Below are 24,048 nucleotides of genomic sequence, written 5' to 3'. Positions count from 1 at the left end.
AAGGTTAGAGACTGGCGTGGCCGGCGCCACTGATCGAGATCAACGTTGTGTCAGCCAATGTTGCTGCGGCGACGACGTGCCTTATTCTCAAAGGTTTGCTGATCCTGATTTTTTATTACTTCAAATGTATCGGGCGCTATTGCACAGTCGCACCCCTGATCACCGCCGGAAGATCCCGGCGTATCCATGGATTTTCGCAGCGGGTGGAGCCCGTTTTCAGGGAGTAAGGCATGGGGAGTCACAACCCGCATTACCAGGTCATCGGGCAAATGTTCCAAAAGGACTACCGATGGTTGTGCGCAGCGGTCAGCCGTACCCTCGGCTGCCCGCACAGCGCACAGGACATTGCTTCGGAAACTTTTCTTCGGGTTTTGGCACTGCCCGATCCGCTGGCGATTCGCGAACCCCGCGCGCTGTTGACCACGATTGCCCGGCGGCTGGTCTATGAAGGCTGGCGCCGGCAGGATCTGGAGCGCGCTTATCTGCAAAGCCTTGCCTTGGCGCCGGAACCGGTGCACCCGTCGCCCGAGGAACGGGAATTGGTGATCGAAACGCTGCTGGCGGTGGATCGCTTGCTCAACGGCCTGTCGGCCAAGGCCAAGGCTGCGTTTCTCTATCACCAGCTCGATGGCCTGACCTACAGCGAAATCGGCGAACGCCTCGGCGTGTCCACCAGCCGAGTGCAGCAATACATGGTCGAGGCATTCAAACGTTGCTATCAGGCGATGCAGGCATGAGGCCGGACGACACGCTGATCGACGAAGCCGCGCAATGGATGGCGCTGCTGCAATCGGGGCACGTCAGCTTGCAGGAGCGCGCGGCCTTCGACGCCTGGCGCACGGCGGATCCACGGCATCAGCAAATCATCGAGCAAATGGGTGGCGGGTTGAACCTGCTGCGCCATGCGAACCTGCGCGGCTTGCCGCGTGAAAGTGTCCTGCACAGCCTGAATGCGCCGTCCAGTCGGCGTCGATTCCTCAGCGGCAGTTTGAGTGTGCTCGGGATCGCGGTGCTGGCGGGTCTGCTCGGGCGACGCTATGGCTGGCTGCCGGAGGCCGGCGAGTTGTCGACCGGAACGGGCGAGCGTCGGGCGTTCACGCTGGAGGATGGCAGCGCCCTGACCCTCAATGCCCGCAGCCGCGTGGTGCCGCGCTTCAACAATCTTGAGCGTCTGCTGGACTTGCGCAGCGGTGAACTGCTGATCGATGTGGCGAAAAATCTGGGACGCCCCTTTGTGGTCGAAACCGAGCATGGGCGGATGCGCGCGCTCGGGACGAAATTTCTGGTGCAGCGCGGTGAGGATTCGACGCGGCTGGTGATGCTGCATTCACAGGTCGAAGTGGTCACCGCCAGCGGCGCGCGGCAAGTGGTGGAGGCGGGCGAAAGTCTGCTGTTCAACGGGCAGGAAATCCTCGGGTTGGAACCCAGCAAAGGGCAGGAAAGTGCCTGGGTGCAAGGGCGGCTTGAAGTGCGTGATCGCCCCTTGAGCGAAGTCATCGACAGCCTGCGCAGCTACCGTCGCGGCATCCTGCACCTGAGTCCCGAGGTCGCCGGTTTGCGCCTCAGCGGTCTCTATCCGCTGGACGACAGCGACCGCACCCTGCAGCTGCTGGAGCGTTCGCTGCCGATCCGTGTCACCTGGCACAACCCGTACTGGGTCAGCATCGAAGCACGGTTATAAATCCATAACTTCCCGGTCTATCCGTCCCCCTATAAAAAGCGCCGGCCCGCTGCTCATTCCCTGCAGACGCCTTCAACAGGGAAGCCCCTCATGTTTTCATTCAAACAACAACAATTGTCCCGCCTGACACTGGCCATAGTGCTGGCGACGGGTATGGTCCCGGCCGCCGTTCTGGCGCAAGACGCCGCCACTCAAGTCTTTACCTTCGACATTGCCGCCGGGGCCCTCGACGAGGTGCTGCTGGACATCTCGCGTCAGACCGGCGTGCCGATTTCCTTCAGTCAGAATTTGGTTCAGGGCAAGCGCAGCAGTGCGGTGCGCGGGGCATTGGGTGGCCGCCAGGCGGTGGAGAAGGCTTTGCTCGGCAGTGGTCTGCAAGTCGAACAGGGGGCGCAGGGCCTGAGCATTCGCCCGGCCGATACGCCGAGTGCCACGCCGGTCAAGGCCGCTGCCGTGGTACCCGCCAGCACTGCCGATTACCGCATGGAAAAAGTCACCGTCACCGGCTCGCGCATCGCCCGCGCGCAGAGCGATGGTGCGACCCCGGTCAATGTCATCACCCACGAAGAAATGGAAGCGCGCGGCTACAAGAACGTCTACGACGCCCTCGCCACGCAGACGCAAAACACCGGCATGACCCAGGGCGAAGACTACGGCAATACCTGGCAACCGGCGGCCAGCGCCCTCAACCTGCGCGGCCTCGGCCCGAACCACACGCTGGTGCTGATCAACGGCCGACGGGTCGCCGATTACCCGACGCCGTACGACGGCAAGGTCAACTTCACCAACCTGGCGAACATTCCGTCGGCGATCATCGAGCGCATCGAAGTGCTCAGCAGCGGCGCTTCGGCGATCTACGGTTCGGACGCGATTGCCGGGGTGGTAAACATCATCCTCAAAGACAAAATGAATGGCGTCGACGTCAATCTCAAGGGCGGCACCAGCGAGCGCGGCGGCGGTGACAACCAGCGCTTGCAGATCAGCGGCGGCGGCAGCTGGGGCGACTTCGACGGGCTGTTCGGGCTCGAACTGACCAATCGCGATCCGATCTGGGCCGATGATCGCGGCTTCATGCAGAGCGGGCCGCTGGCGGATGTCGGCTACCGTCGCGACCTGACCAACAACCGCTATCTGGGACCCGGCTGTGGCGCGTATCAGGGCACGTTCGACAACAAGCTGTTCAACAGCGGCGGGCGCTGCCGCACCGACCAGATTTACAACGATTACTGGACGGTGCAAACCCAGAAGGAAAACTACGACGGCTACACCCGTGGCACCTGGCATTTCAGCGACAGCGGGCAGGTTTTCGCCGATCTGATGTACGGCCTCGATCACATCCAGAACAACACACGCGGCCCGAGCTTCACCTCGCCGGATTTCATCAACCAGAACAGCGGCAATCTGGAGCGTTGGTATCGACGCTTCGGCGAAGAGGAAATTGGCGGGCGCACCAGCAACAACAGCAAGTGGCGCGACACCTCCTGGACCGGCACCCTGGGCCTCTCGGACAAGATCGCCGACACCGGGTGGAACTATGAACTCGCGGCCAACCGGTCCGAGTACAAAAGCGTGCGCACCACCCGTTACACGCCGCTGTCGTCGATCCAGGATTTCTACCTCGGCCCGCAGCTGGGCACCCGTGACGGTTACCCGGTGTTCGCGCCGGATGCCTCGCGCCTCGACCGGCCACTGACGCAGCAGGAATGGGAGCAGTTTCGCGGCAACCTGACGCAGAGCAGCAAGTCGGTTTCCACCAGTTACAACGCGTCGGTCAACGGCGAGTTGTTTGACCTGCCCGCCGGTCCGGTGGGATTTGCCGGCGTGCTCGAGGCGGGCAAGCAGGAATATCGCATCGATCCGGATGACAGCCTTAATGACGGCAGTTTCTACGGCGTGACCCCGGCGCAAAGCTCCGGCGGCTCGCGCAAGCGTTACGCGGCCGGCGGCGAGTTCAGCATTCCGGTCACCGACACGGTGCTGGCGACAGCCGCAGGGCGCTGGGACCAATACAAATTCAGTGGCCGCACCGAACAACAGAAAACCTACAACCTCGGCCTGGAATGGCGGCCGGTGAACAGCCTGTTGGTGCGCGGCAGCTACGGCACCAGTTTCCGCGCCCCGGACCTGAACTACATCTATCAGTCCGACAGCAACGGTTACTACCCGGCGCAGATCGACTATTACGGTTGCAGCCAGGGCGTGGAGGGCGCCTGTGATCGCGGGCGGGTCGATTACACCCAGAGCGGCACGGCGGATCTGGAATCCGAACGCGGCAAATCCTGGACCTACGGTTTCGTCTGGTCGCCGTCGCGCAATTTCGATTTCTCCACCGATTTCTGGCGGGTGGAGATCGATGACCTGCTGACCACCGTCGACGAAAACCGTCTGCTGCAGCAAGAGAACGAATGCCGCAATGGCACCCAGGACATCAACTCGGCCAACTGCCAGTCGACCCTGGCGCGCGTCGATCGCAATCCCGGCAACGCCGCCGTCGATCCCAATCAGTTGCAGCGGGTGCGAGTGAACGCGATCAACGCCGCCAGCGAGCGGGTCAGCGGCCTGGACTTCAAGAGCAACATCCGCTGGGGCGCCGGGCAGTACGGCGCGTTCAGTTCGGCGCTGGGCTACACCCTGGTGCTCTCGCACTACTACAAGGAATCGGACGAAGCCCCGACCCAGGACTGGCGCACCTCGCGCACCAACTACGACTGGCGCAGCAAGGTCAACGCCAGCCTGACCTGGGATTACCAGAAAGCTACGGCGACGCTGATGGGGATTCGTTACGGCTCGGTCACCAACGGCGCGGGCGACGGGCGTCTGTCGCCGTGGACGGTGTTCAACGCCAGTGCACGGTACAAGCTCAACGACCGGGCGAGTGTCGGGCTGACCGTGAACAATGTGCTCAATCAGGTCAAGCATGACGACTCGGCGGGATGGCCGTATTACCCGACCGGCAACTACGACCCGTACGGGCGCCAGTGGTGGCTGGATGTGAGTTATCACTTCGGGAGTTGAAGGCGGAATAATGCCCGGTAGCGTCCTACGGAAGTTGCCGGACTTTGGGCGAAAACGGGGATATTTCCGACGACTTTTTAAGGTTGGCCGTCGGAAGCAGGGCCTATAGCATCGGTCGTGACATGAAGTCACTGACCGGCCTGGAGACTCGGGCCCCTGACATTGGATGGATTATGCGAATCCCACATCTCGAGCACGAAAACTCTACTTATTCCCCTCGTGATTCCTGGCGCCACGATCATGCCAGATGCCCTATGGAGGGTGTTCCGATGCCCCAAGCGAAAGCACCCCGGTTTACGGGGCTGAAGAAGGTCGAGGGGAAGCCTGTTGAGGTGTTGCTGAACGGCCGGATATGGGACAGAGACACCATGCACATTGTTGGTTACGCGCGGGAAGGTTTTGATCTGCGGGACGTTGTGAACATGATTTCAACATCCGAGCTCTACCGGGAAAGCGAGCTTGTGCAGCTCATCACCGGAAAGTCGGTCAGAACCGTGCGGCGCTTGCTGAGTAGTGGCGAGCCGACGCGAATGAGCCGACAGCAGAGCATGATCGCTTTTCAGTATGCGCACGCTCTTGAGTCCGCTATCGAGGTGTTCCACGATCAGCCGAGCGCCGAGGAGTGGATGAGCAAGGCGACCAAATGGTTAAACGGTTACAGACCCGTTGCATTGATTGAAAGCTCACTGGGGTATCAATCGGTCATTGCTTATCTGCACCGGATTAAATACGGGGTTTATCAATGAACCCGCTGCCTTGGGACGACCGCTGGTATGCGTGGCGTTTGGACCCTGAGGTTTATCGGTGCACATGGGACAGCGGCATCGGTTCAGAACTGCAGGGCGGTCGATGGAACCGGCCCGGCCGCCGTGTCGTTTATGCTTCGATCGACCCATCTACAGCCATTCTGGAGGTGGCCGCTCACGGGAGTTTCAACGCACTTGATAGAAGTCCCTATGTGCTGACGTGCTTTGAGGTGGTCAGCGAGGCGCTTGTGAAAATCGTGCAACCCGAGGAGCTGCCCAACCCCTACTGGATGAGTCCCGCACAGGCCTCGCCCAACCAGCAGGATTTTGCCGACGCGTTGCTCGCCGAGCACCCGTTTGTACTGATTCCATCGGCAGCCACCCGGCACTCGTGGAATTTGCTGGTGAGCTGCGATTTGGCGGAGGGGCAATTCAGGATGGTCTCGCAAGAGCGATTCGGGCTGGATACGCGATTGCTCAAGGACGCAGAACTGGTATGAAAAATCACGCGCCTCTTTTTGCATAACCTCAGCACCCAACGGTCTAAATCGCACCCTATAAGTCCCCATCTGCCATCGCACATCCCTGCATAAACCAAAACGCAGGGATGGCTGTTCATGATCCATTTTTCACCCGTTAAATCCCCTTTGAGCCTGGCCTTGCTGCTGGCGATCAACACGTTGCCGGCCGTCGCTGCCGACAGCACGGCAAACGAACCGACCACCCAACTGCAACGGGTCGAAGTCACCGGCACCGCGATCCGCCGGGTCGATGCCGAAACCGCCGTGCCGGTCACCATCCTGCGGGTCGAGGAGTTGCAGAAGCAGGGCGTGACCACCACTGAAGAGCTGGTCAACCGCATCTCGGCCAACCAGTCTTCGGTGGGCTCCGGGCGCTCGGTGGGGTCGAGCAGCGGCGGGGCGTCTTATGCCGACCTGCGCGGCATTGGCCCGAACAAGACCCTGGTGCTGCTCAACGGTCGGCGTCTGAGCAACAACGCGACCAATGCGATCAATGGCTCTGGCGTCGACCTCAACACTATCCCGTTCGCCGCCATCGACCGGGTGGAAGTGCTGCGCGACGGTGCTTCGGCGCTGTACGGTACCGATGCCATCGGCGGGGTGATCAACTTCATCACCAAGACCAGCCTCACCGAAGGTCAGATCAGCACGAACTACGACACACCGACCCATTCTGGCGGTGGTGAAAGTCGCAATTTCAGCGGCAGTTGGGGTTTTGGCGATTTACAGGACGATCGCTTCAACGTTTTCGGCGTGGTGAGTTACGACAAGCAGAATCGCCTGGCCGCCGACGACCGTGGTTACACCTATAACTACCAGCCGGGGCGCGGACTCGATTACACCTCCGGCACGGCATCGCCCGCCAACTGGAGCCAGGGCAGCAATGCCACCAACCCGCTGGCCGGCTCCGGTTGCAATGCGCCGGGGCTGTTGTCACGCAACGGCATCTGCCGCCAGAGCCTGTGGAACTACCTTGATCTGGTGCCGGAAACCGAGAAGACCTCGGCCTTCGCCAAGGCCACCGGCAAGCTGTCGGACGATCACAACGTCAGCCTCGAATACTTTTGGGCGCGCAACGAAAACCGTACCCAAATCGGGCCCGGCACTTTGATGGGCAATCAGGTCAACCCTGGCACGGCGTTCTATCCGGGGAACGGCATTACGCCCGGACCGAGCGGTTTTGCCCTCGACCCGACGCAGCCGGTGGACGTGAACTGGCGTGAAACCGCCGTCGGTGCCCGTCAGCATGAGGACGACAACACCGGTCAGCGCCTGCTGTTGAGCTTCGACGGCACCCTGGTCGGGTGGGATTACAACCTCGGCGCGTCGTACAACCAGAACAAGGTGGTCAACACGATTCGCAGCGGTTATGTGAACGACCGCGCCGTCAGCCAGGGCATCGCCAACGGTGTGATCAACCCGTTCGGCCCGCAGACCGCCGCCGGTTCGGCGTTGCTGGCGGCCAATGAGGTAGACGGCGATTACGCGACGGCGGTGGGCCGGGTCAAGGCGATTGACGGGCGTGTCAGCCGCGAGATCGGCGACTGGTTCGGTGCAGGGCCTTCGGCGCTGGCGCTGGGCGGCGAGTATCGCAAGGAAGATTTTCATCAGGATTTCGCTGCGTTTGCCGGCGACGTGCAGAGCCTGGGTGTTGATCCCAACGGCAGCGTACAAGGGGATCGCAGCGTCTCGGCGCAGTACGCCGAAGTCAACGTGCCGGTGCTCGACAGCCTTGAATTGTCCGCCGCCGTGCGCCACGACAAGTACAGCGACTTCGGCAGCACCACTAACCCGAAATACTCGTTCCGCTTCCAGCCGTTCAAGGAGCTGGTGGTGCGCGGCGCCTACAGCGAAGGTTTCCGTGCGCCGTCGCTTTATGAGTTGTACAACCCGACGTTTACCTCGTTCACCAATGCCAACTACAACGACCCGCGTCTTTGCGCCGGTGGCAACCCGAGCAACGGCGGCATTGCCAACCGCGACTGCGCCCAGCAGTTCAATCGCACCTCTGGCGGCAACACCGACCTGAGCCCGGAGACCGCGCGTAACGTCACCCTCGGTTTCGTTTACCAGCCGTTCGATCGCCTGACCACCGGCCTGGATTTCTGGTGGATCGACATCGCCAACCAGATCGCCGAATTCCCTGAATCGGCGGTGTTCGAAAACCCGGAGCTGTACCCGGAGCGTTTGATCCGCAAGCCTGATGGTTCCATCGATCACATCGTCACTGGCCTGGCCAACCTCGGCAAGATCAAGACCAACGGTGTCGACGTGAGCTTCGACTATCGCCTGCCGAGCACACCGTACGGCGATTTCGGCATCGGCCTGCAAGGCACTTACGTGACTCGTTATGACTATCAGCAGCAGCTCAAGGGCGACTACATCGACAAGCTCGGCGATTTTCGCGGTGGCGACTTTGCCTCGGCCGGCGCCGTGGCCCGTTGGCGTCACAGCCTGACCGGCAGCTGGAACTACGGCCCGCTCGGCGCGAGCCTGACCAACCGCTACACCAGCGGTTACCACGACTCGGATCGCGAGACCCACGATTACGTCGGTTCGTACAACGTCTGGGACGTGGCCGGCACCTACACCTGGCGCAAGACCCTGGCGGTGACCCTCGGGGTGAAAAACCTGTTCGACCGCGAACCACCATTCAGCAACCAGACCTACACGTTCCAAAGCGGCTACGACCCGAAATACGGCGACCCGTTTGGCCGCACGCTGTACACGCGGGTCAATTACAAGTTCTGAGAAAGATCGGTCGGGGCAGGTTTTAGTAACACATCGTTCTAAACCCCGCCCTATAAAAAGGCCCGGCCTGTTGCACATCACAGTCAGGCAGGCACGTGGTGAAAGGATCTGCCCATGTTTTCCAGAGTCATTCTGTTCAGTGTCGGTCTGTTGCTGAGCCCGGCGCTGTTCGCAGCGCCCCAACACGCCCTCACGGTCTACGGCGAAGCCCCGAAATACGCCCCGGACTTCCAGCACCTGGCCTACGCCAATCCCGCTGCGCCCAAGGGTGGAACCTTGCGCCGCTCTTCGCTGGAGAGCGGCCCGTTCGATCACCTGATTCCCTACATCGACAAAGGCACCGGCGTTGCCGACATCGACGGCTGGCTCTATGCGCCGCTGGCCTATCGCAGCAAGGACGAGCCCTACAGCGTCTACGGCCTGGTGGCCCAACGCATGGAGTTGGACGTGGACCGCCGCTGGCTGCGCTTTTACTTGAACCCCAAGGCGCGGTTCGAGGACGGCACGCCGATCTCCGCTGAAGACGTGCGCTACACCTTCGAACTGTTCACTACCCAGGGCAGCCTTAAGTATCGCCAGCAGTTTCGTGATGTCGCCGAGGTGCAGGTCGAGTCGCCGACCCAGGTGCGTTTCGTGTTCAAGAACAACGAGAGCCGCACATTGCCGCTGGATCTGGCGACGTTGCCGGTGCTGCCCGAGCATTGGTGGCGCACACGCAATTTCGCCGATGGCGCAGGCTTCGAGATTCCGCCGGGCAGCGGGCCGTACAAGGTCAGCGCGGTGGATGCCGGACGCAGCGTGAAATTCCAGCGGATCAAGGACTGGTGGGCCAGGGATCTGCCGATCACTCGCGGGCTCTATAACTTCGATCAGTTGAGCGTGGAGTTTTTTGCCGACACCGACGTGTCGCGACAAGTACTGAAGGCCGGCGGCTTCGATTACAACCGCGAGTTCTCCGCCACCAGTTACACCATCGGTTACGCCGGCGCGGCGCTGGAGCAGGGCAAGTTGCTGCGCGAACACCTCGCACCCGGCGCTGCGCAAGGGTCTCAAGGGTTTGTGTTCAATCTGCAGAAACCGATGTTTCAGGATCGCCGGGTCCGGCAGGCGATCGCCATGCTTTGGGATTTCGAATGGAGCAACCGGCAGATGATGCGCAGCATGTACCTGCGCCAGCGCAGCTTCTTTTCCCACAGCGCGTTGTCGGCCACCGAACTGCCGGATGCCGAGGAACTGAAAATCCTTGATCCGTGGCGCGGCAAGATTCCCGATGAAGTCTTCAGCCAGGTATTCGAGGCGCCGCGCACCGACGGCAGCGGCAATATTCGTGCGCAACAGTTGCAGGCGCTGAAATTGCTGGAGTCCGCCGGCTGGAAACCCCGTGGCGATCAATTGGTGAATGCCGCCGGTGAGCCGTTGCAATTCACTTTTCTCAACGGCCAGAAGGGCTTCGAGCGCCTGCTGCTGCCGTTCAAGCGCAACCTGGCGCAGATCGGCATCGGCTTCGATATCCGCCAGGTCGACACCGCGCAATACACCAACCGCGTGCGCAGCCGCGACTACGACATGATCGTCGTCGGTTACCCGGTGAGTCAGGCGCCGGGGCGCGAGCTGTTCAACTACTTCGGCTCCGAGGGTGCCGACGATCCTGGCTCGAACAACTACATGGTGCTGCGCGATCCGGCGGTGGATGCGCTGCTAGAAGGTGTGGTGCAGGCCGACAATCGCGAGAGCCTTCTGCGCCACGCCCATGCTCTGGATCGGGTGTTGCAGTGGGGCTACTACTGGATTCCCAACTATTACCCGCCGGGGATTTCCACGGTGTGGTGGAACCGCTTCGGTCGCCCGGCTATTGCGCCGTTGTACGACGCCGGACTCGACACCTGGTGGGAAATCAGCCCGACCGCGCTGACCTCGACGCAGATGCAGCAACAGCACAAGGAGTACGCCCATGTGGGGTTATAGCCTGCGGCGTCTGCTGCTGATCGTGCCGACCTTGCTGGCGATTCTGCTGGTGAACTTCGTGATTGTGCAGGCCGCGCCCGGTGGCCCGGTCGAGCAGGCCATCGCCCGATTGCAGGGGATCGGTGTCGGTGCGGCGGTGGGTGCCAGCCATGTCGAAAGCATTGGCGGCGAGTCCCGCGCGACTCGGGGGCTGGATCCGAAACTGGTGGCCGAGATCGAGCGGCAGTATGGCTTCGACAAAAGCGCTGGCGAGCGCTTGTGGCTGATGCTCAAGAGCTACGCGCAACTGGACTTCGGCAAGAGCTTCTTCCGTGGCGCGACGGTGACCGAACTGATCTGGCAGAAGCTGCCGGTGACCCTGTCGCTGGGTTTGTGGGCGACGCTGATCACTTATCTGGTATCGATTCCGCTGGGTATCCGCAAGGCGGTGCACAACGGTTCGGCGTTCGATGTCTGGAGCAGCGCGGCGATCATCATCGGCTACGCCATGCCGGGGTTTCTGTTTGCGCTGCTGCTGATCGTGGTGTTCGCCGGCGGGACGGCGCTGGACTGGTTTCCGGTGCGCGGGCTGGTCTCGGACAACTTTGCCGAGCTGTCGCTGTGGGGCAAGGTTGCCGATTACTTCTGGCATCTGGTGTTGCCGGTCAGTGCGCTGGTGATCGGCGGTTTCGCGACGCTGACGATCCTGACCAAGAACAGCTTTCTCAACGAGATCTCGCGGCTGTACGTGGTCACGGCCCGCGCCAAAGGCCTGAGCGAACGACAGGTGTTGTACGGGCATGTGTTTCGCAACGCGATGCTGCTGGTGGTGGCCGGATTGCCTCAGGCACTGGTCACGGTGTTTTTCGGCGGCTCGCTCTTGATCGAAGTGATCTTCTCCCTCGACGGTCTCGGCCGCCTGAGCTACGAGGCGGCGGTGTCGCGGGATTACCCGGTGGTGTTCGGTTCGCTGTTCATCTTCACCCTGTTCGGGCTCTTGATAAAACTGCTGGGCGACCTGTGTTACACGCTGGTCGATCCGCGCATCAACTTCACCGCGAGGACTGCCTGATGCCGACGCTTTCTCCAATCGGACGGCGCCGTTGGGCGCGGTTCAAGGCCCATCGGCGCGGCTGGTGGTCGTTGTGGTTGTTTCTCGCGCTGTTCGGCCTGAGCCTGGGCGGCGAACTGGTTGCCAATGACAAACCGTTGCTGGTGACGTATCAGGGCGAATGGCTTTTCCCGGCGTTCAAACGCTACACCGAGCAGGATTTTGGCGGCGAGCTGCCGTTCCAGCCAGATTACCGCAGTGCCCAGGTGCGTGAACTGATCGAGGGGCAGGGCGGGCGGATGTGGTTTGCGCCGATCCCGTTCGGTTTCGACACGGTCAACTATGACCTCAGCGAACCGGCCCCGAGCCCACCCACCGCTGAAAACTGGCTGGGCACCGATGATCAGACGCGAGATGTACTGGCGCGGGTGATATTCGGCACGCGGGTGTCGCTCTTATTTGCTCTGGGGTTGACAGCGGTGAGCGCGTTGATCGGCATCGCGGCCGGTGCCTTGCAAGGCTATTACGGCGGTTGGGTCGATTTGCTCGGTCAGCGTTTGCTGGAGGTCTGGTCGGGGCTGCCGGTGCTTTACCTGCTGATCATTCTGTCGGGCTTCGTCGAGCCGAACTTCTGGTGGTTGCTGGGGATCATGGCGCTGTTTTCCTGGCTGAGTCTGGTGGACGTGGTGCGCGCCGAGTTTCTGCGCAGCCGCGGACTTGAGTACGTGAAAGCGGCGCGGGCGCTGGGTGTCGGCGATGCGCAAGTGATCGTGCGTCACATTCTGCCCAACGCCATGAGTGCGACCTTGACGTACCTGCCGTTCATTCTGACCGGGGCGATCGCCACGTTGTCGGCGCTGGATTTTCTCGGCTTCGGCATGCCCGCCGGCAGTGCTTCGCTGGGTGAGCTGATCGGTCAGGGCAAGAACAATCTGCAAGCACCGTGGTTGGGCCTGACGGCGTTCTTCGCCCTGGCGCTGATTCTTTCTTTACTCGTTTTCATCGGCGAAGCCTGCCGTGATGCCTTCGACCCCAGGACTTGATATGCGTGAACATCTGATCGAAATACGCGACCTGCGGGTGGCCTTCAAAGGGCAGGAAGTGGTGCACGGCATCGACCTCGACATTTGTCCGGGGGAATGCCTGGCCCTGGTCGGCGAGTCCGGCTCCGGCAAGTCGGTAACGGCCCACAGCATTCTGCAACTGCTGGACCCGAACATCACGCAGATCGACGGCAGCATCCGCTATGGCGGCGAAGAGCTGCTGGGTGTGCACGAGCGCTATCTGCGGCAACTGCGCGGCAACCGCATCGCAATGATTTTTCAGGAGCCAATGAGTTCGCTCAACCCGTTGCACAGCATTGAGCGCCAACTCGGCGAAAGCCTGGCGCTGCACAAAGGCCTGGCGGGCACTGCGGCGCGCAAACGGATTCTGGAGCTGTTGGAACTGGTGGGCATTCAACGTCCGCGCGAGCGGCTCAAGGCGTATCCGCATCAGCTCTCCGGCGGGCAGCGGCAACGGGTGATGATCGCCATGGCGCTGGCGTGCGAACCGCAATTGCTGATTGCCGATGAGCCGACCACGGCCCTCGACGTCACGGTCCAGCGCAGGATTCTGTTGCTGCTCAAGGAACTGCAACAGCGCCTGGGCATGGCGCTGCTGATCATCAGCCATGACTTGAATCTGGTGCGCACCATCGCCCAGCGGGTGGCGGTGATGCGCGCGGGCGAAATCGTCGAACAGGCTACTTGCGAGCAATTGTTCCGCGCGCCGCAGCATCCCTACAGCATCGAATTGCTCAACGCCGAACCCGGCGGCGCGGCGCTTTGCCGTGATGCAGCGGAAGATCTGCTCGAGGTTCGTGATCTGAATGTGGGTTTTCCGCTGGGTGGCGGATGGCTGCGGGCCAAGACGTATCTGCACGCGGTCAACGGCATCGATTTGAACCTGCAGCGGGGCAAGACCTTGGGCATTGTTGGTGAATCCGGATCGGGCAAGTCCACTTTAGGTCAGGCGATCCTGCGTCTGATCGACGCCGACGGCAACATCCGCTTCAAGGGCGAGGCGCTCGAACAACTGAGCGGCAAGCAATTGCGTCCGCTGCGCAAACGCCTGCAAGTGGTGTTTCAGGACCCGTTCGGGAGCCTGAGTCCGCGCTTGTGTGTGGAGCAGATCATTGCCGAAGGTCTGCAGGTGCACAGCGACTTGAATGCGCAGGCGCGCGAGCAGGCTGTGATCGATGTACTGAAGGAAGTCGGGCTCGATCCGGCGACGCGTCATCGCTATCCCCACGAGTTTTCCGGCGGGCAACGGCAACGTATCGCCATCGCTCGGGCGCTGGTGCTCAAGCCGGATCTGATCCTGCTCGATGAGCCGACGTCGGCGCTGGATCGCACGGTGCAGAAACAGATCGTCGCGCTGTTGCGCAGGTTGCAGGAGGAACACGGTCTGACTTATCTGTTCATCAGTCATGACCTGGCGGTGGTGCGGGCGCTGGCCCACGATCTGATCGTGATGAAGGATGGCGAGGTGGTGGAGCGTGGCGAAACGGCCGGGTTGTTTCATTCGGCCCGACACCCGTATACGCGGGAACTGCTGGCTGCATCGTTTGTGACACCGGTCACGGCAGAGACGGGCAGGCAGGAGGCCAGCCTTTCACCCACAGGGCAGATCCGGTAAATTTCGCGGCCTCCGCTCATACAAGGATGTAGATGATGGCAAAACCTGCCGCGCGCCTCAGCGATCTCAATGCCTGCCCGATCACTGGACACGGTACCAACCCCAGCACCAGCGGTTCACCCAATGTGAACATCAATGGCATGCCTGTGCTGCGAGTCGGTGATACCACCGCCTGCGGTGATTCCGTCACCGAGGGCATCGGCAACATCCTGATCAACGGCAAGCCAATCGCCTTCCTCGGCAGCGCCACAGCCCATGGCGGAATGATCATTACCGGCTCCGGCGACGTTTTTGTCGGCACGCAGGTCGGTTCCGCGCCTTTCAGCCCGATTGTCACCGTGCCAAAACACAGTGAACGCTTCCAGCTGGTGGACGAAACCACCGGCGAAGCAATTCCCGACATGCTCTATTGCATCGAAACCGGCGATGGACAGCGCCTGGTCGGCCATACCGACAACCATGGCAATGCTGAGAGGGTATTTACAGCCGATCCGACATCCATTGTTGTTCAGTGGGGCAAGGAAGCGGCCCTCCATCTGGATGCCCTGGGCATCGACTATTAAGGAGGGCGACGCGTGGCTGCACCAAAGAAGAAACAGGCCAAGACCACTGATCAGCATGCGACGACTCAGGTCACGGGCACGCTGGCACAGGATTATGTGACCGTGGTGGGGGCTTCCTACATGTCGACGATAGAAAACTGGCGCGGGCAGAAGGGCAATAAAATGCGCTTCATCAATCAAGGCATCCGACAACTGACGAAGTACCCCGAAGGCACGCCAAGTTTTTCGAAACAACGCGTCTTTCTGATTTTCAAGGATGACTATCCGCAAAACCTGCTGGCGGCCTTGAAACTGGTAGTCGAGCGCGATCATGGCGCGCAATACCGGGAACTGGATTCAATATCCGGCCTGGTGGATTTCATCTTTACCCGGCAACGTCGCGGCAGAGAAATCAAACAGCTCGATTTTTTCTCCCATGGCGTAGTGGGTGCAATCGAGCTGGGATACGAGCTGGATAAGCGTGAAAGTTACCGATTACGTGATGCCCAGGCGAAAATGTTCAAGCCGGAAGCGTTTGCATACGGTGCAAAGATTCACTCTTATGCCTGTCGCACCGGGCTGGGCATCAACGCCGAGCGTTGGGTGCTCGAGGGCGAAGACCCTCATTATGAACTCAGCCTCGCGCAAATCATGGCTAATGCAACCCGGACAACCGTCATGGCGTTTCCGCGTCGCAGCAATTACGACACGACTTATGGCACCAACGCGGAGCGGCAATCGGTGCCCGGCACGCGTCAGCGGATGGCCTCCGACAGGGAGGCGATGGAAAGCTACACCCGCAAGAATATCGAGTATCAACGAAAGCTTGCAGAACACCGTAAGACAGCGAAGAACCCGACGGCTGAGCTTCCAGATGAAAAGGCCCCGCAAAAACCCCTTTCAACGGTTACTGATGAGGAGCGCAAGTTGGTAGCACATGAGGACAGCCGCAGTTTTCACGAGAAAACCGTGGGTTACCCGCTGGATGCGTTGGGTGCACATCGTGATGTCCGTTCCGGGGATACCCCCACCGGGGTGCCGGCCCACCTTCTTGAATACAGACCCGCTTGAGCATGCTGCGTCTATCGAGAAAGAACTGCCTTCTGCTCATCTTGCTGGCAGTGTTCATCACTACGGTATTTTTTTATTACAGCAAGGAAGATCAAATGTCCGCCAGGGTAATGATGTATTACGGCGACTGGAGCCCTGAAGAAACGCGCTTTGACGCGACACGATGGTTCAGCTCGGGAATGTATCGACCGCGTTTTATGGGTACGCCTTCCGCACAGAGTCCTGTCACCATGCTGCGCAACAGTCCTGATCCGTTGAGGGGCATTTCGAATGACGAGTTTCTGACCAAAGTGCTGGTTGCGATGGAAGAGCGTTATCCGAAGGTGGATACAGAGGGGCTGGTTCTCGATACACCGGATCTTCGTCGCCAGATTCGATATGCCTACAGTGCGTTCTCCCAACCGGACAGACCGGTGGATTCCTATTGGTTGTTTGTGACTCTTGGGGGCGACACGTTTGTCATCACGATTGACTGGGATGTCACCGACAAAAAAATGCTGACTGGGTCGATGGCAGAGCATCTGGCTGAAGGAAGTGAAGCGGCCACTGCGTTTCGAGATATTCAGCGAGAGCTGGAAAGAGCGCCGGGTTCAACACGTTGATGGTTGGAGATCATCGGCCTCTGAAAGCACGAATCCCGCCAGAGGCGGGATTCGCGAATTGCGTCCGGACGTTTACGCCGGGAACAGCTCGGACAGTTTCATCGACAGCATCATGTCGCCTTCAACGCGCAGCTTGCCGCCCATGAAAGCCTGCATGCCGTCGGTTTCGCCGCTGACGATACCTTTGAGGGTTTCGCTGTCCAGCACCAGCGTGCAGTTGGCGTCCGGGTTTTCGCCTTCCTGGATGTCGCAGGTGCCGTCTTTGACGATCAGGGCGTATTGCTTGTCTTCGTCAGTGATGTTGAAACCGAAGACCAGATCCAGACCGGCAGCGGCGGCTGGGTTGAACTTGGCTTGCATTGCTTTTACGGCATCAGCTACGGAGGTCATGGTTCGATCCTTTTTGGTTGATTGCAGCAGGGTCACAGTAATCCGGACTCAGCGAAACGTGATGAGTTCCGGGGCCTTCAGCAGTTGCAGGTGTGCATGACTGTTGAAGGAAGCCAGAGCCACCTCGCGACCGCGGAACTTCAGCTGGTTGAGCGAGGTGTTGACGATTTGCCAGTTCAGTTCAAAGGCCTGCCGGGCAGGCATTTGAGTGATGAGGTGGAGCAGGGCGGTGATCGTGCCACCGGAAGTGAACACCGCGATTTTCTGGGTGTTGTCGGCTTGTTCGAGTATTCGGTGCAGACCGGCCTGGACCCGCTCGACGAAACCCAGCCAGCTTTCCAGGCCAGGTGTGTCGTAGGTGCCGGCGAGCCAGCGTTCGATGATCAAGGCGAAGATGCGCTGGAACTCGCCACGGTTTTGTGCGGCGTTGCGCAGGATTTCCAGTGCTTCGGGCTCTTGCGGCAGCATGGGCGGGAGCAGGGCGCGGATCACGGCGTCGGCGTCGAATTCGTTGAAAGCCGAATCGATCTCCAGAACGGGAACCGGCAGGCCGACGGCGGCGAACTGTTCCAGCGCGCTGTTGGCCGTGTGTTGCTGGCGGCGCAGGTCGCCCGACAGGCAGCGGTCGAAGCTGATTCCGAGTTCGGCGAGGTGACGGCCGAGGATTTCTGCCTGGCGTACACCGGTCGGCGACAGGACGTCATAGTCGTCTGCACCGAAGGAGGCCTGGCCATGTCGAATCAAGTAGATGCTGCCCACGTCCGCGTCGTCCCGGTACGTTGAAGGTTGAGGCGAGGTTATGGGGATGACGGTGAGCTGTCAATGAAAAAACATACGCTTGTTTGAAATGCCCGTTCCAGCCTTGTTGCCAGAGGTTTCACGGCTGGCCGACCGGCCGGTGCATGGGTATGCTGGAGCCAATTCCCGCGTGTGTTTCATGACCGCGCATCGTTTGAAGGAGTCACTGTGGAGTTTTTCACTGAATACGCCAGTTTCCTGGCCAAGACCGTAACGCTGGTCATCGCCATTCTGGTGGTGCTGGCCAGTTTTGCTGCGTTGCGCAGCAAGGGCCGGCGCAAATCTGCGGGCCAGTTGCAGGTCAGCAAGCTCAACGATTTCTATAAAGGCCTGCGTGAGCGTCTGGAGCAGACCCTGCTCGACAAGGATCAGCTCAAGGCCTTGCGCAAGGGCCAGGCCAAGTCCGAGAAGAAACAGAAAAAGAAACCCGAAGCCAAACCTCGGGTGTTCGTGCTCGACTTCGACGGCGACATCAAGGCTTCGGCCACCGAGAGCCTGCGCCACGAAATCACCGCGCTGCTGACCCTGGCCACGCCGAAGGACGAAGTGGTCCTGCGTCTGGAAAGCGGCGGCGGCATGGTGCACAGCTATGGCCTGGCCTCGTCGCAACTGGCGCGCGTTCGTGAAGCCGGCGTGCCGTTGACCGTGTGCATCGACAAGGTCGCAGCCAGCGGCGGCTACATGATGGCGTGCATCGGCGAGAAGATCATCAGCGCGCCATTCGCCATTCTTGGCTCCATCGGTGTGGTGGCGCAGTTGCCCAACGTCAACCGCCTGCTGAAAAAGCATGACATCGATTTCGAAGTACTGACCGCCGGCGAGTACAAACGCACCCTGACCGTGTTCGGTGAAAACACCGAGAAGGGCCGGGAGAAATTCCAGGAAGACCTGGACATCACCCATCAGCTGTTCAAGAACTTCGTTGCCCGTTATCGCCCACAGCTGGCGATCGACGAGGTCGCCACCGGTGAAGTCTGGCTCGGCATCGCGGCACTGGACAAGCAACTGGTCGACGAACTCAAGACCAGCGACGAATACCTGGCCGAGCGCGCCAAACAGTCCGAGGTCTATCACCTGCACTACGCCGAACGCAAAAGCCTGCAGGAGCGGATCGGCATGGCGGCCAGCGGCTCGGTGGATCGCGTGTTGCTGAGCTGGTGGAGTCGTCTGACCCAGCAGCGTTTCTGGTAATGCTCCGTGGGGGCGTCGGCGGCAAATGCCAACTGCCCCCCTCTGCATTTTTATTGAAACGATGTGCGTTACATATATAGTTTAAAGTTTAAAGTTACTGCTGTTTCATAGTTCGTATCCATCAACTATTTATGCTTTTTTTTAATTGGCCCGGGCTCTAGGCTAATTATTCAAAATTGTTTGATGGATGTTTTACATGGAAGTTAGGCGAGACGAAAAAATAACTTTAGAAATGACACCGGCTGAACAGGGTGTGCATTTTGATCTGTTGAAAAAACATACCCCTGCCTGGATGCTTGAGTCATCAGCCGAAGTTCGGAATGACTTATATGCAAGCCTGAAGTCCAGTTATGTGTCGAGGAACGCTGCGGTCAGCGCGTTGCGAGCATTCAAGTCGCCGGAGCAATTCTGCAAACCTTTACTGGCCAAGGCCATGTCCGACAGGTTGGCCGAACCTTTTCAGGTGGAGGGGGTGGTATTTCAACATGTGCGCTCCACTTCCAGCCTGCTTGGGCTGCGACGCAAACTTGTGCTGCCGATTGAACGGGATCTATTGACCGCTGCATGTGAAAACTTTGAAGTCAGCGAGACACTGCCCCAGAATTATCATGAACAATCACATCTCTATATTCCGGAAAAGATAACGGGGCATGTCAGTCGAACACTTTCAATTGAGCCTCATGAGTTTGCCAAGCTTTGTCGAGATCTGGATCTGGGAAAGCAATATCAAGCCCATGTGGCTGATTTGTTCGGTGACAAGAATAAAACTGGCAGCCTGCTTGATAAAGGTCTGGTCTATGCCAAAGATCGATTCGCGGTCGAACGGCATCTTGCCTACCTGCAAAAACATATCAGTGCCGATGTATACCGTATGCTTCATACCGTGGGGAACGAAGAGTCATCGAACCAGAATGTCCTCGCGTACAAGACTCTGAAAATACTGGGCGTACAACTGCATGGTCCGATATCCATAGCGCCCGTCAGCGAAAACGACGACCGATGTGTGATTTACCTGCCGGGTGATTCGCTGCACCCTTTGAAAGAGTATCTGTCGTTTAACCGATTTGAGGTAGATCTAAGTCGTCGCCTGAGAACAACCGAATTTCTCGGTTTTTTCATGGGGTTCATCAAGCTCAAGGATCGCCCCGAGTTTCTCGCTGCTCTGGATAAGCGCTTGTTGTCGGTGACACCTCCGATCCTGCCCAAGGACTCTATCTATCTCCCGCTCGAAGAGCTTGATCTGGGTAAAGAGCATAAGAATGATCTGTTTCGGGCAATGTTCCAGATGCAGGCCGAACGCATCCGCGCAGATGCACGATTGCTGGTGATCCCGACGGATGACGAGGACGAAAAGACCCGGTTGGCCAGGCTCGATACCTACAAAACCATTGCGTTCAATACGGCACTGTTCTTCGCCTCATTTGTGCCTGTTGTTGGTGAAGTCATGTTTGCCGTGGCCGGTATCCAGTTGCTTGACAATATTTACGAAGGTATTTCCAGCTGGGCAGCGGGGGACCAGGAGCGGGCCACGGATTATCTCTTTGATACCATCGAGAACCTGATTGTAATGTCTGCTGCGACCGCAGGCGTAAAGGTAGCGATCGGTACCTACAAGGTGGTCAGGGCCTCCCCCTTCATCCAGCGACTGCGTTCAGTGCCTATCTCGTCGGGTGTGCTGCGGTTGTGGAATGTCGATCTGGCGGCCTACAGGCGGCACCGGGCGATGCCTCGCGGGATCGAAATGGACGAACAGGGGCTCGTCCGAGAGCACAGCAACCTTTATTTGCGCATTGACTCCGACAACTATGTCGTACGGCCGAGGCCTGAGTCCGATGTTTGGGAGGTGGCCCATCATGACGTGGCGGACCGTTACTCCCCCGTACTGGAAACCAACCGCGCCGGCGCCTGGCGACACGACTCCGAACTTCCCCAGGACTGGAACCGCCTGAGACTGTTCCGTCGTCTGGGGTATCGCCAGGAACACCTTACCGATGCGCAGGCTTTACAAGTCCTGGCGACCATCGATATCGGCGAACAGCCGTTGCGGCAACTGTTCATTGATCGAAGCAAGCCGATGGCCGTGCTCGTCGACAGCGTCAGGCGATTTCGCGCCGATGCGGCTGTCGAGCAATTCATGAAACAGTTGAATAACCCTTTATCCGCTTCTGCTGCCAATCCGGACTTGCAACTTTTCCTCCTTACGTCCGCCCCTGGGTGGCCAAAAAACCTCGCGGTGAGTGTGGTCAGTGTCGTCGGAAAGGAAATCGAACGCTATGGTCCGGCAACGGCGCTACAGCGGTTGAAGATCGGCGAAGAACGGCTTCACAAGGGTGATTACTATCCGGTGTTGCTGGCCGGTCTCGACAGCCCTCAACGATTGCGCTTGCTAGGCTCGGCGCCCGCTGACCAGGCCGGACAGATCGAACAGCTGAGGGTCGTGATCGCCGGCAAGGCGAACAAATCACGCCTGGGACTGTTCCATCGGGTCGATCTCCAGACCGACGTTCTTCGCGAATCCCTGGCCGAGCCGGTACATGAGGCATTTGCCGGTCTGCCAGCGAGCGTTGCCGATGAACTGGTGGCCAACGCTGATTCGGGAGAACTGGAAGAACTCGAGTCCGGTAGCGTGCCTTTGCGTCTGGCCGAAGAAGCGCGGCGCTATGAGCAAGTCGTTCGGTTGAATCGCGCCTACGAAGGACTTTATCTGGACGCCGCCTGTGGGCTGTCCAGCGATCTGCTGGTGCTGGATAGCCTGGCCAGTCTGCCGGGGTGGCCTGCCGACGTGTTCATCGAAATTGTGGAGTGGGCGGTGCATTCGGACGAGCGCGCGAGTATCGGCAGTACGACTGCGCGCCACAAGGTTTTTATCGAAGCCTACACGGATCGATTTCAAGCACTCGATGCGGACGAAAAAGTGCTTACAACTCACGACGGTCGCACTCGCGAGAGTTTCTTTCATGCGCTGTGGGACGGTCTGCCGGAGCACGCACGAAAATCCCTGAAGGTTGACGTCGACAAAGGAGAGGAGGTCTTGCGTCGAAAAATCACTGCGATGGCTCATCAACGACGCGAGGTTTTCGCCCGCCTGCTGGAAAAGGAAGCGTTGCGTGAAGGTTATCGCTCGCCCATGGTCCTGGCTGATCGCCTGGTGGAACGATCGACCTGGCTGGCCGAGCCACCTGCAGACCCGGCATCCAGGCGATCATCTGTACTGATACAACGTGCCCGGGAGTTGTTCCCCTCGCATTCGGCTGCGCAAATCGATCATTTCGTGAAGACACTGGACAGCGACGATGTACTGGCAGTCCGGACGCTCGAGGGGTTGAGGCAACAATACGAGTCAATGCGTAATACGCTGGAGCAATGGGTTCATCGCGACACCCGATATCAGGTGGGCGACGGCCCGAGGCGCAAAGTTCCTCCGCGCAGCAAGGCAAGGGCCGCCCAGGCGATTCTGCAGGCCTGGCGCAGGGAATCCGCTACCGTGACGCAAGCCTCCCGGACGTTCTACAGACTGGTGTTTGATCCGCAACCGCTTGGCGACCTGCCTGTCATCGTCGCCGACTTCCGACATGTCAATGCACTGGTAATGGACAATGTGGGCGCCAGTGCCGGTTTGAATGCTTTTTTGCATAACTTCCCCAATCTGAACGACTTGAGCCTGACCGGAAACGGGCTGACTCGGGTTCCCCTGGCGCTTGAGAGCATGTCACGGCTGACCCATCTGAATCTGAGCAACAATCAGATTCATCTGACCGCTGAAGCACAGGCTTCGCTAGCCGCAATGACACATCTGCAATCGTTGAACCTGAGTTTCAATCCTGATCTCGGCCGCTTGCCGGCCGTGACCTCCTGGAGTCGCTTGCGTCACCTGTCATTGCGTGCCAGTGGCATCAGTCAGTGGCCATTGGGCGTATACGGTCTGGCTGAACTGCAAACCCTGGATCTGCGTGACAACATGATCGCGACACTGCCCGACTCAGTGTTCACGGCTCGTCTGGAGCTGAACCGAGGTACTAATGTCGACGGCAATCCGCTTTCGCCTGCCACCCTGAGAGCAATCGCAACCTACCAGCGGGATCGTGGCATCAGCCTGGGCGTGATTACTGCCGACTACATCCAGCGAGTGCCGGAGGCGCTGCGTACGGATGCACTGGGTGCTCACTGGGTCTCGGGCGTGGCAGGCGATCTGGTCGTCCAGATGCAGCGGACCTGGGCGGCATTGATCACCAACCCGCGGTCCAGGGATTTCTTTCTGGTGCTCGAGCAAATGCGTTACACCGCCGACTACACCCGCCAACATACACAGTTGGCCCAGCGAGTCTGGAACGTGTTGCAGGCCGCTTCAGAAAGCGATGAACTGCGTAACGCGCTGTTTCGAATGGCCTGGATCGGTCGAGTCAGTGCTGCAGATGCCTCTGCTCTGTTCAGTGATATCGAAGTCAGGGTGTTGTGTTACCGGGCAATGGAGGCTGCGCGCTCCGGTGCGCAGTCTCTTGAAGGGGAGCTGATCCGGTTGCTGCGGGGCCTGTTCCGTTTGCAGGAAGTGGAAAAGCAGGCGTTGATCGAGATAAGCAGCCGTACGCAGGATGGCACGCTCAGTCGTCAGCAGGCGCTGGAGCTGAACCTCGGCTACCGGGTCGGGCTTGCCCAGCGACTGGATCTGCCTGCCCAGCCACGGGACATCAATGTCCGACTCGATGTCGAGATCACCGAAGATCAACTGGACCGGGCCTACACCGAGGTCGTCAAGGCAGAAAACTCACCCGCACTGCTGGCGTCGATCAAGACACAGCCTTTCTGGTCGCAGTACTTGCATACGATATATCGGGAACAGTTTCTGACCCTGCTGAATGACAGTGCTGACGCGTTCGCGCGACTGGAGGTGCAGGCAGAGCTGCCACGGCCGGTTGCGACTCAAAGAATGATGGCGATCTTCGAAAACTATCGAAACCAAATGGCGAGACTGACCCGACAGTTGACCGAACAGGCCCTGGCCCGGCATCCAGGACTGAGCAGTGTGCAAGCACAGGGTTCTGCGCGCCTGTGAGCTGAAACAGTGGGGG

17 protein-coding genes are annotated in these 24,048 nt (G+C 59.6%); 15 read left to right on the top strand and 2 right to left on the bottom strand.

The features are described 5' to 3' along the window. The first annotated feature begins 230 nt into the window (after positions 1-230). From BMZ46_RS19825 to BMZ46_RS19765, 13 genes are all read left to right on the top strand, one after another. Positions 231-737: a sigma-70 family RNA polymerase sigma factor gene (locus BMZ46_RS19825; RefSeq protein ID WP_011334510.1), complete on the top strand. Its 507-nt coding sequence runs from the start codon at positions 231-233 to the stop codon at positions 735-737. After that, on the top strand, positions 734-1,681 hold the full coding sequence (locus tag BMZ46_RS19820; protein WP_074690313.1) for a FecR domain-containing protein: 948 nt from the start codon (positions 734-736) through the stop codon (positions 1,679-1,681). Before BMZ46_RS19825 ends, BMZ46_RS19820 begins: the two co-directional genes overlap by 4 nt. A 90-nt stretch (positions 1,682-1,771) precedes the next feature. Further along, a complete protein-coding gene (locus BMZ46_RS19815) occupies positions 1,772-4,696 on the top strand; it encodes a TonB-dependent receptor (RefSeq protein ID WP_074690315.1) in 2,925 nt (974 codons plus the stop codon). A gap of 269 nt (positions 4,697-4,965) precedes the next feature. Then, on the top strand, positions 4,966-5,442 hold the full coding sequence (locus tag BMZ46_RS19810; RefSeq protein WP_170844922.1) for an antitoxin Xre/MbcA/ParS toxin-binding domain-containing protein: 477 nt from the start codon (positions 4,966-4,968) through the stop codon (positions 5,440-5,442). After that, a complete protein-coding gene (locus tag BMZ46_RS19805; protein WP_039768845.1) occupies positions 5,439-5,942 on the top strand; it encodes an RES family NAD+ phosphorylase in 504 nt (167 codons plus the stop codon). The genes BMZ46_RS19810 and BMZ46_RS19805 overlap by 4 nt, the downstream gene beginning before the upstream one ends. 117 nt (positions 5,943-6,059) lie before the next feature. Beyond that, positions 6,060-8,714: a TonB-dependent receptor gene (locus BMZ46_RS19800; protein ID WP_074690317.1), complete on the top strand. Its 2,655-nt coding sequence runs from the start codon at positions 6,060-6,062 to the stop codon at positions 8,712-8,714. Between the two features lie 114 nt (positions 8,715-8,828). Continuing rightward, the gene (locus tag BMZ46_RS19795; protein ID WP_039768843.1) at positions 8,829-10,679 is read left to right on the top strand and encodes an extracellular solute-binding protein; all 1,851 of its coding nucleotides are present in this window, start codon (positions 8,829-8,831) and stop codon (positions 10,677-10,679) included. Further along, on the top strand, positions 10,666-11,730 hold the full coding sequence (locus BMZ46_RS19790) for a microcin C ABC transporter permease YejB (protein WP_074690319.1): 1,065 nt from the start codon (positions 10,666-10,668) through the stop codon (positions 11,728-11,730). The genes BMZ46_RS19795 and BMZ46_RS19790 overlap by 14 nt, the downstream gene beginning before the upstream one ends. Continuing rightward, complete coding sequence (locus tag BMZ46_RS19785; RefSeq protein ID WP_074690321.1) at positions 11,730-12,752, top strand: ABC transporter permease; 1,023 nt, start codon at positions 11,730-11,732, stop codon at positions 12,750-12,752. The genes BMZ46_RS19790 and BMZ46_RS19785 overlap by 1 nt, the downstream gene beginning before the upstream one ends. 1 nt (position 12,753) lies before the next feature. Then, positions 12,754-14,388: an ABC transporter ATP-binding protein gene (locus BMZ46_RS19780; protein ID WP_074690323.1), complete on the top strand. Its 1,635-nt coding sequence runs from the start codon at positions 12,754-12,756 to the stop codon at positions 14,386-14,388. A 35-nt stretch (positions 14,389-14,423) separates the two neighbouring features. Then, on the top strand, positions 14,424-14,951 hold the full coding sequence (locus BMZ46_RS19775; RefSeq protein WP_039768840.1) for a PAAR domain-containing protein: 528 nt from the start codon (positions 14,424-14,426) through the stop codon (positions 14,949-14,951). A gap of 12 nt (positions 14,952-14,963) precedes the next feature. Then, the gene (locus BMZ46_RS19770; RefSeq protein ID WP_039768839.1) at positions 14,964-16,001 is read left to right on the top strand and encodes a hypothetical protein; all 1,038 of its coding nucleotides are present in this window, start codon (positions 14,964-14,966) and stop codon (positions 15,999-16,001) included. A gap of 2 nt (positions 16,002-16,003) precedes the next feature. Next, positions 16,004-16,603, top strand: a complete 600-nt coding sequence (locus BMZ46_RS19765) for a hypothetical protein (protein ID WP_039768838.1) — start codon at positions 16,004-16,006, stop codon at positions 16,601-16,603. 72 nt (positions 16,604-16,675) lie between these two features. On the opposite strand, the gene BMZ46_RS19760 is transcribed toward BMZ46_RS19765, so the two are convergent. Both BMZ46_RS19760 and BMZ46_RS19755 read right to left on the bottom strand, forming a co-directional pair. Continuing rightward, positions 16,676-16,993 (bottom strand): SCP2 sterol-binding domain-containing protein, encoded by a 318-nt coding sequence (locus BMZ46_RS19760; protein WP_007959502.1) that lies wholly within the window; start codon positions 16,991-16,993, stop codon positions 16,676-16,678. 48 nt (positions 16,994-17,041) lie between these two features. Next, complete coding sequence (locus BMZ46_RS19755) at positions 17,042-17,752, bottom strand: histidine phosphatase family protein (protein WP_074690327.1); 711 nt, start codon at positions 17,750-17,752, stop codon at positions 17,042-17,044. Positions 17,753-17,959: 207 nt separating this feature from the next. On the opposite strand from BMZ46_RS19755, the gene sohB reads away from it, so the two are divergent. Together sohB and BMZ46_RS19745 are read left to right on the top strand one after the other, a co-directional pair. Further along, positions 17,960-18,982: a protease SohB gene (gene sohB, locus BMZ46_RS19750; RefSeq protein ID WP_074690330.1), complete on the top strand. Its 1,023-nt coding sequence runs from the start codon at positions 17,960-17,962 to the stop codon at positions 18,980-18,982. A gap of 196 nt (positions 18,983-19,178) precedes the next feature. Beyond that, complete coding sequence (locus BMZ46_RS19745; protein ID WP_166742315.1) at positions 19,179-24,032, top strand: NEL-type E3 ubiquitin ligase domain-containing protein; 4,854 nt, start codon at positions 19,179-19,181, stop codon at positions 24,030-24,032. Positions 24,033-24,048 lie beyond the last annotated feature (16 nt).

It is taken from the genome of Pseudomonas sp. NFIX49, from assembly GCF_900115915.1.
GTDB lineage: Bacteria > Pseudomonadota > Gammaproteobacteria > Pseudomonadales > Pseudomonadaceae > Aquipseudomonas > Aquipseudomonas pharyngis.
The sequence above is the reverse complement of the archived record's forward strand: the minus strand, read 5'-3'. Positions and strand labels throughout refer to the sequence as shown.

Bases quoted from the DNA above. Each gene is read 5' to 3' on its own strand.
- BMZ46_RS19825 (WP_011334510.1), top strand. From the start codon at position 231: ATGGGGAGTCACAACCCGCATTACCAGGTCATCGGGCAAATGTTCCAA.
- BMZ46_RS19820 (WP_074690313.1), top strand. From the start codon at position 734: ATGAGGCCGGACGACACGCTGATCGACGAAGCCGCGCAATGGATGGCG.
- BMZ46_RS19815 (WP_074690315.1), top strand. From the start codon at position 1,772: ATGTTTTCATTCAAACAACAACAATTGTCCCGCCTGACACTGGCCATA.
- BMZ46_RS19810 (WP_170844922.1), top strand. From the start codon at position 4,966: ATGCCCCAAGCGAAAGCACCCCGGTTTACGGGGCTGAAGAAGGTCGAG.
- BMZ46_RS19805 (WP_039768845.1), top strand. From the start codon at position 5,439: ATGAACCCGCTGCCTTGGGACGACCGCTGGTATGCGTGGCGTTTGGAC.
- BMZ46_RS19800 (WP_074690317.1), top strand. From the start codon at position 6,060: ATGATCCATTTTTCACCCGTTAAATCCCCTTTGAGCCTGGCCTTGCTG.
- BMZ46_RS19795 (WP_039768843.1), top strand. From the start codon at position 8,829: ATGTTTTCCAGAGTCATTCTGTTCAGTGTCGGTCTGTTGCTGAGCCCG.
- BMZ46_RS19790 (WP_074690319.1), top strand. From the start codon at position 10,666: ATGTGGGGTTATAGCCTGCGGCGTCTGCTGCTGATCGTGCCGACCTTG.
- BMZ46_RS19785 (WP_074690321.1), top strand. From the start codon at position 11,730: ATGCCGACGCTTTCTCCAATCGGACGGCGCCGTTGGGCGCGGTTCAAG.
- BMZ46_RS19780 (WP_074690323.1), top strand. From the start codon at position 12,754: ATGCGTGAACATCTGATCGAAATACGCGACCTGCGGGTGGCCTTCAAA.
- BMZ46_RS19775 (WP_039768840.1), top strand. From the start codon at position 14,424: ATGGCAAAACCTGCCGCGCGCCTCAGCGATCTCAATGCCTGCCCGATC.
- BMZ46_RS19765 (WP_039768838.1), top strand. From the start codon at position 16,004: ATGCTGCGTCTATCGAGAAAGAACTGCCTTCTGCTCATCTTGCTGGCA.
- BMZ46_RS19760 (WP_007959502.1), bottom strand. From the start codon at position 16,993: ATGACCTCCGTAGCTGATGCCGTAAAAGCAATGCAAGCCAAGTTCAAC.
- BMZ46_RS19745 (WP_166742315.1), top strand. From the start codon at position 19,179: ATGGAAGTTAGGCGAGACGAAAAAATAACTTTAGAAATGACACCGGCT.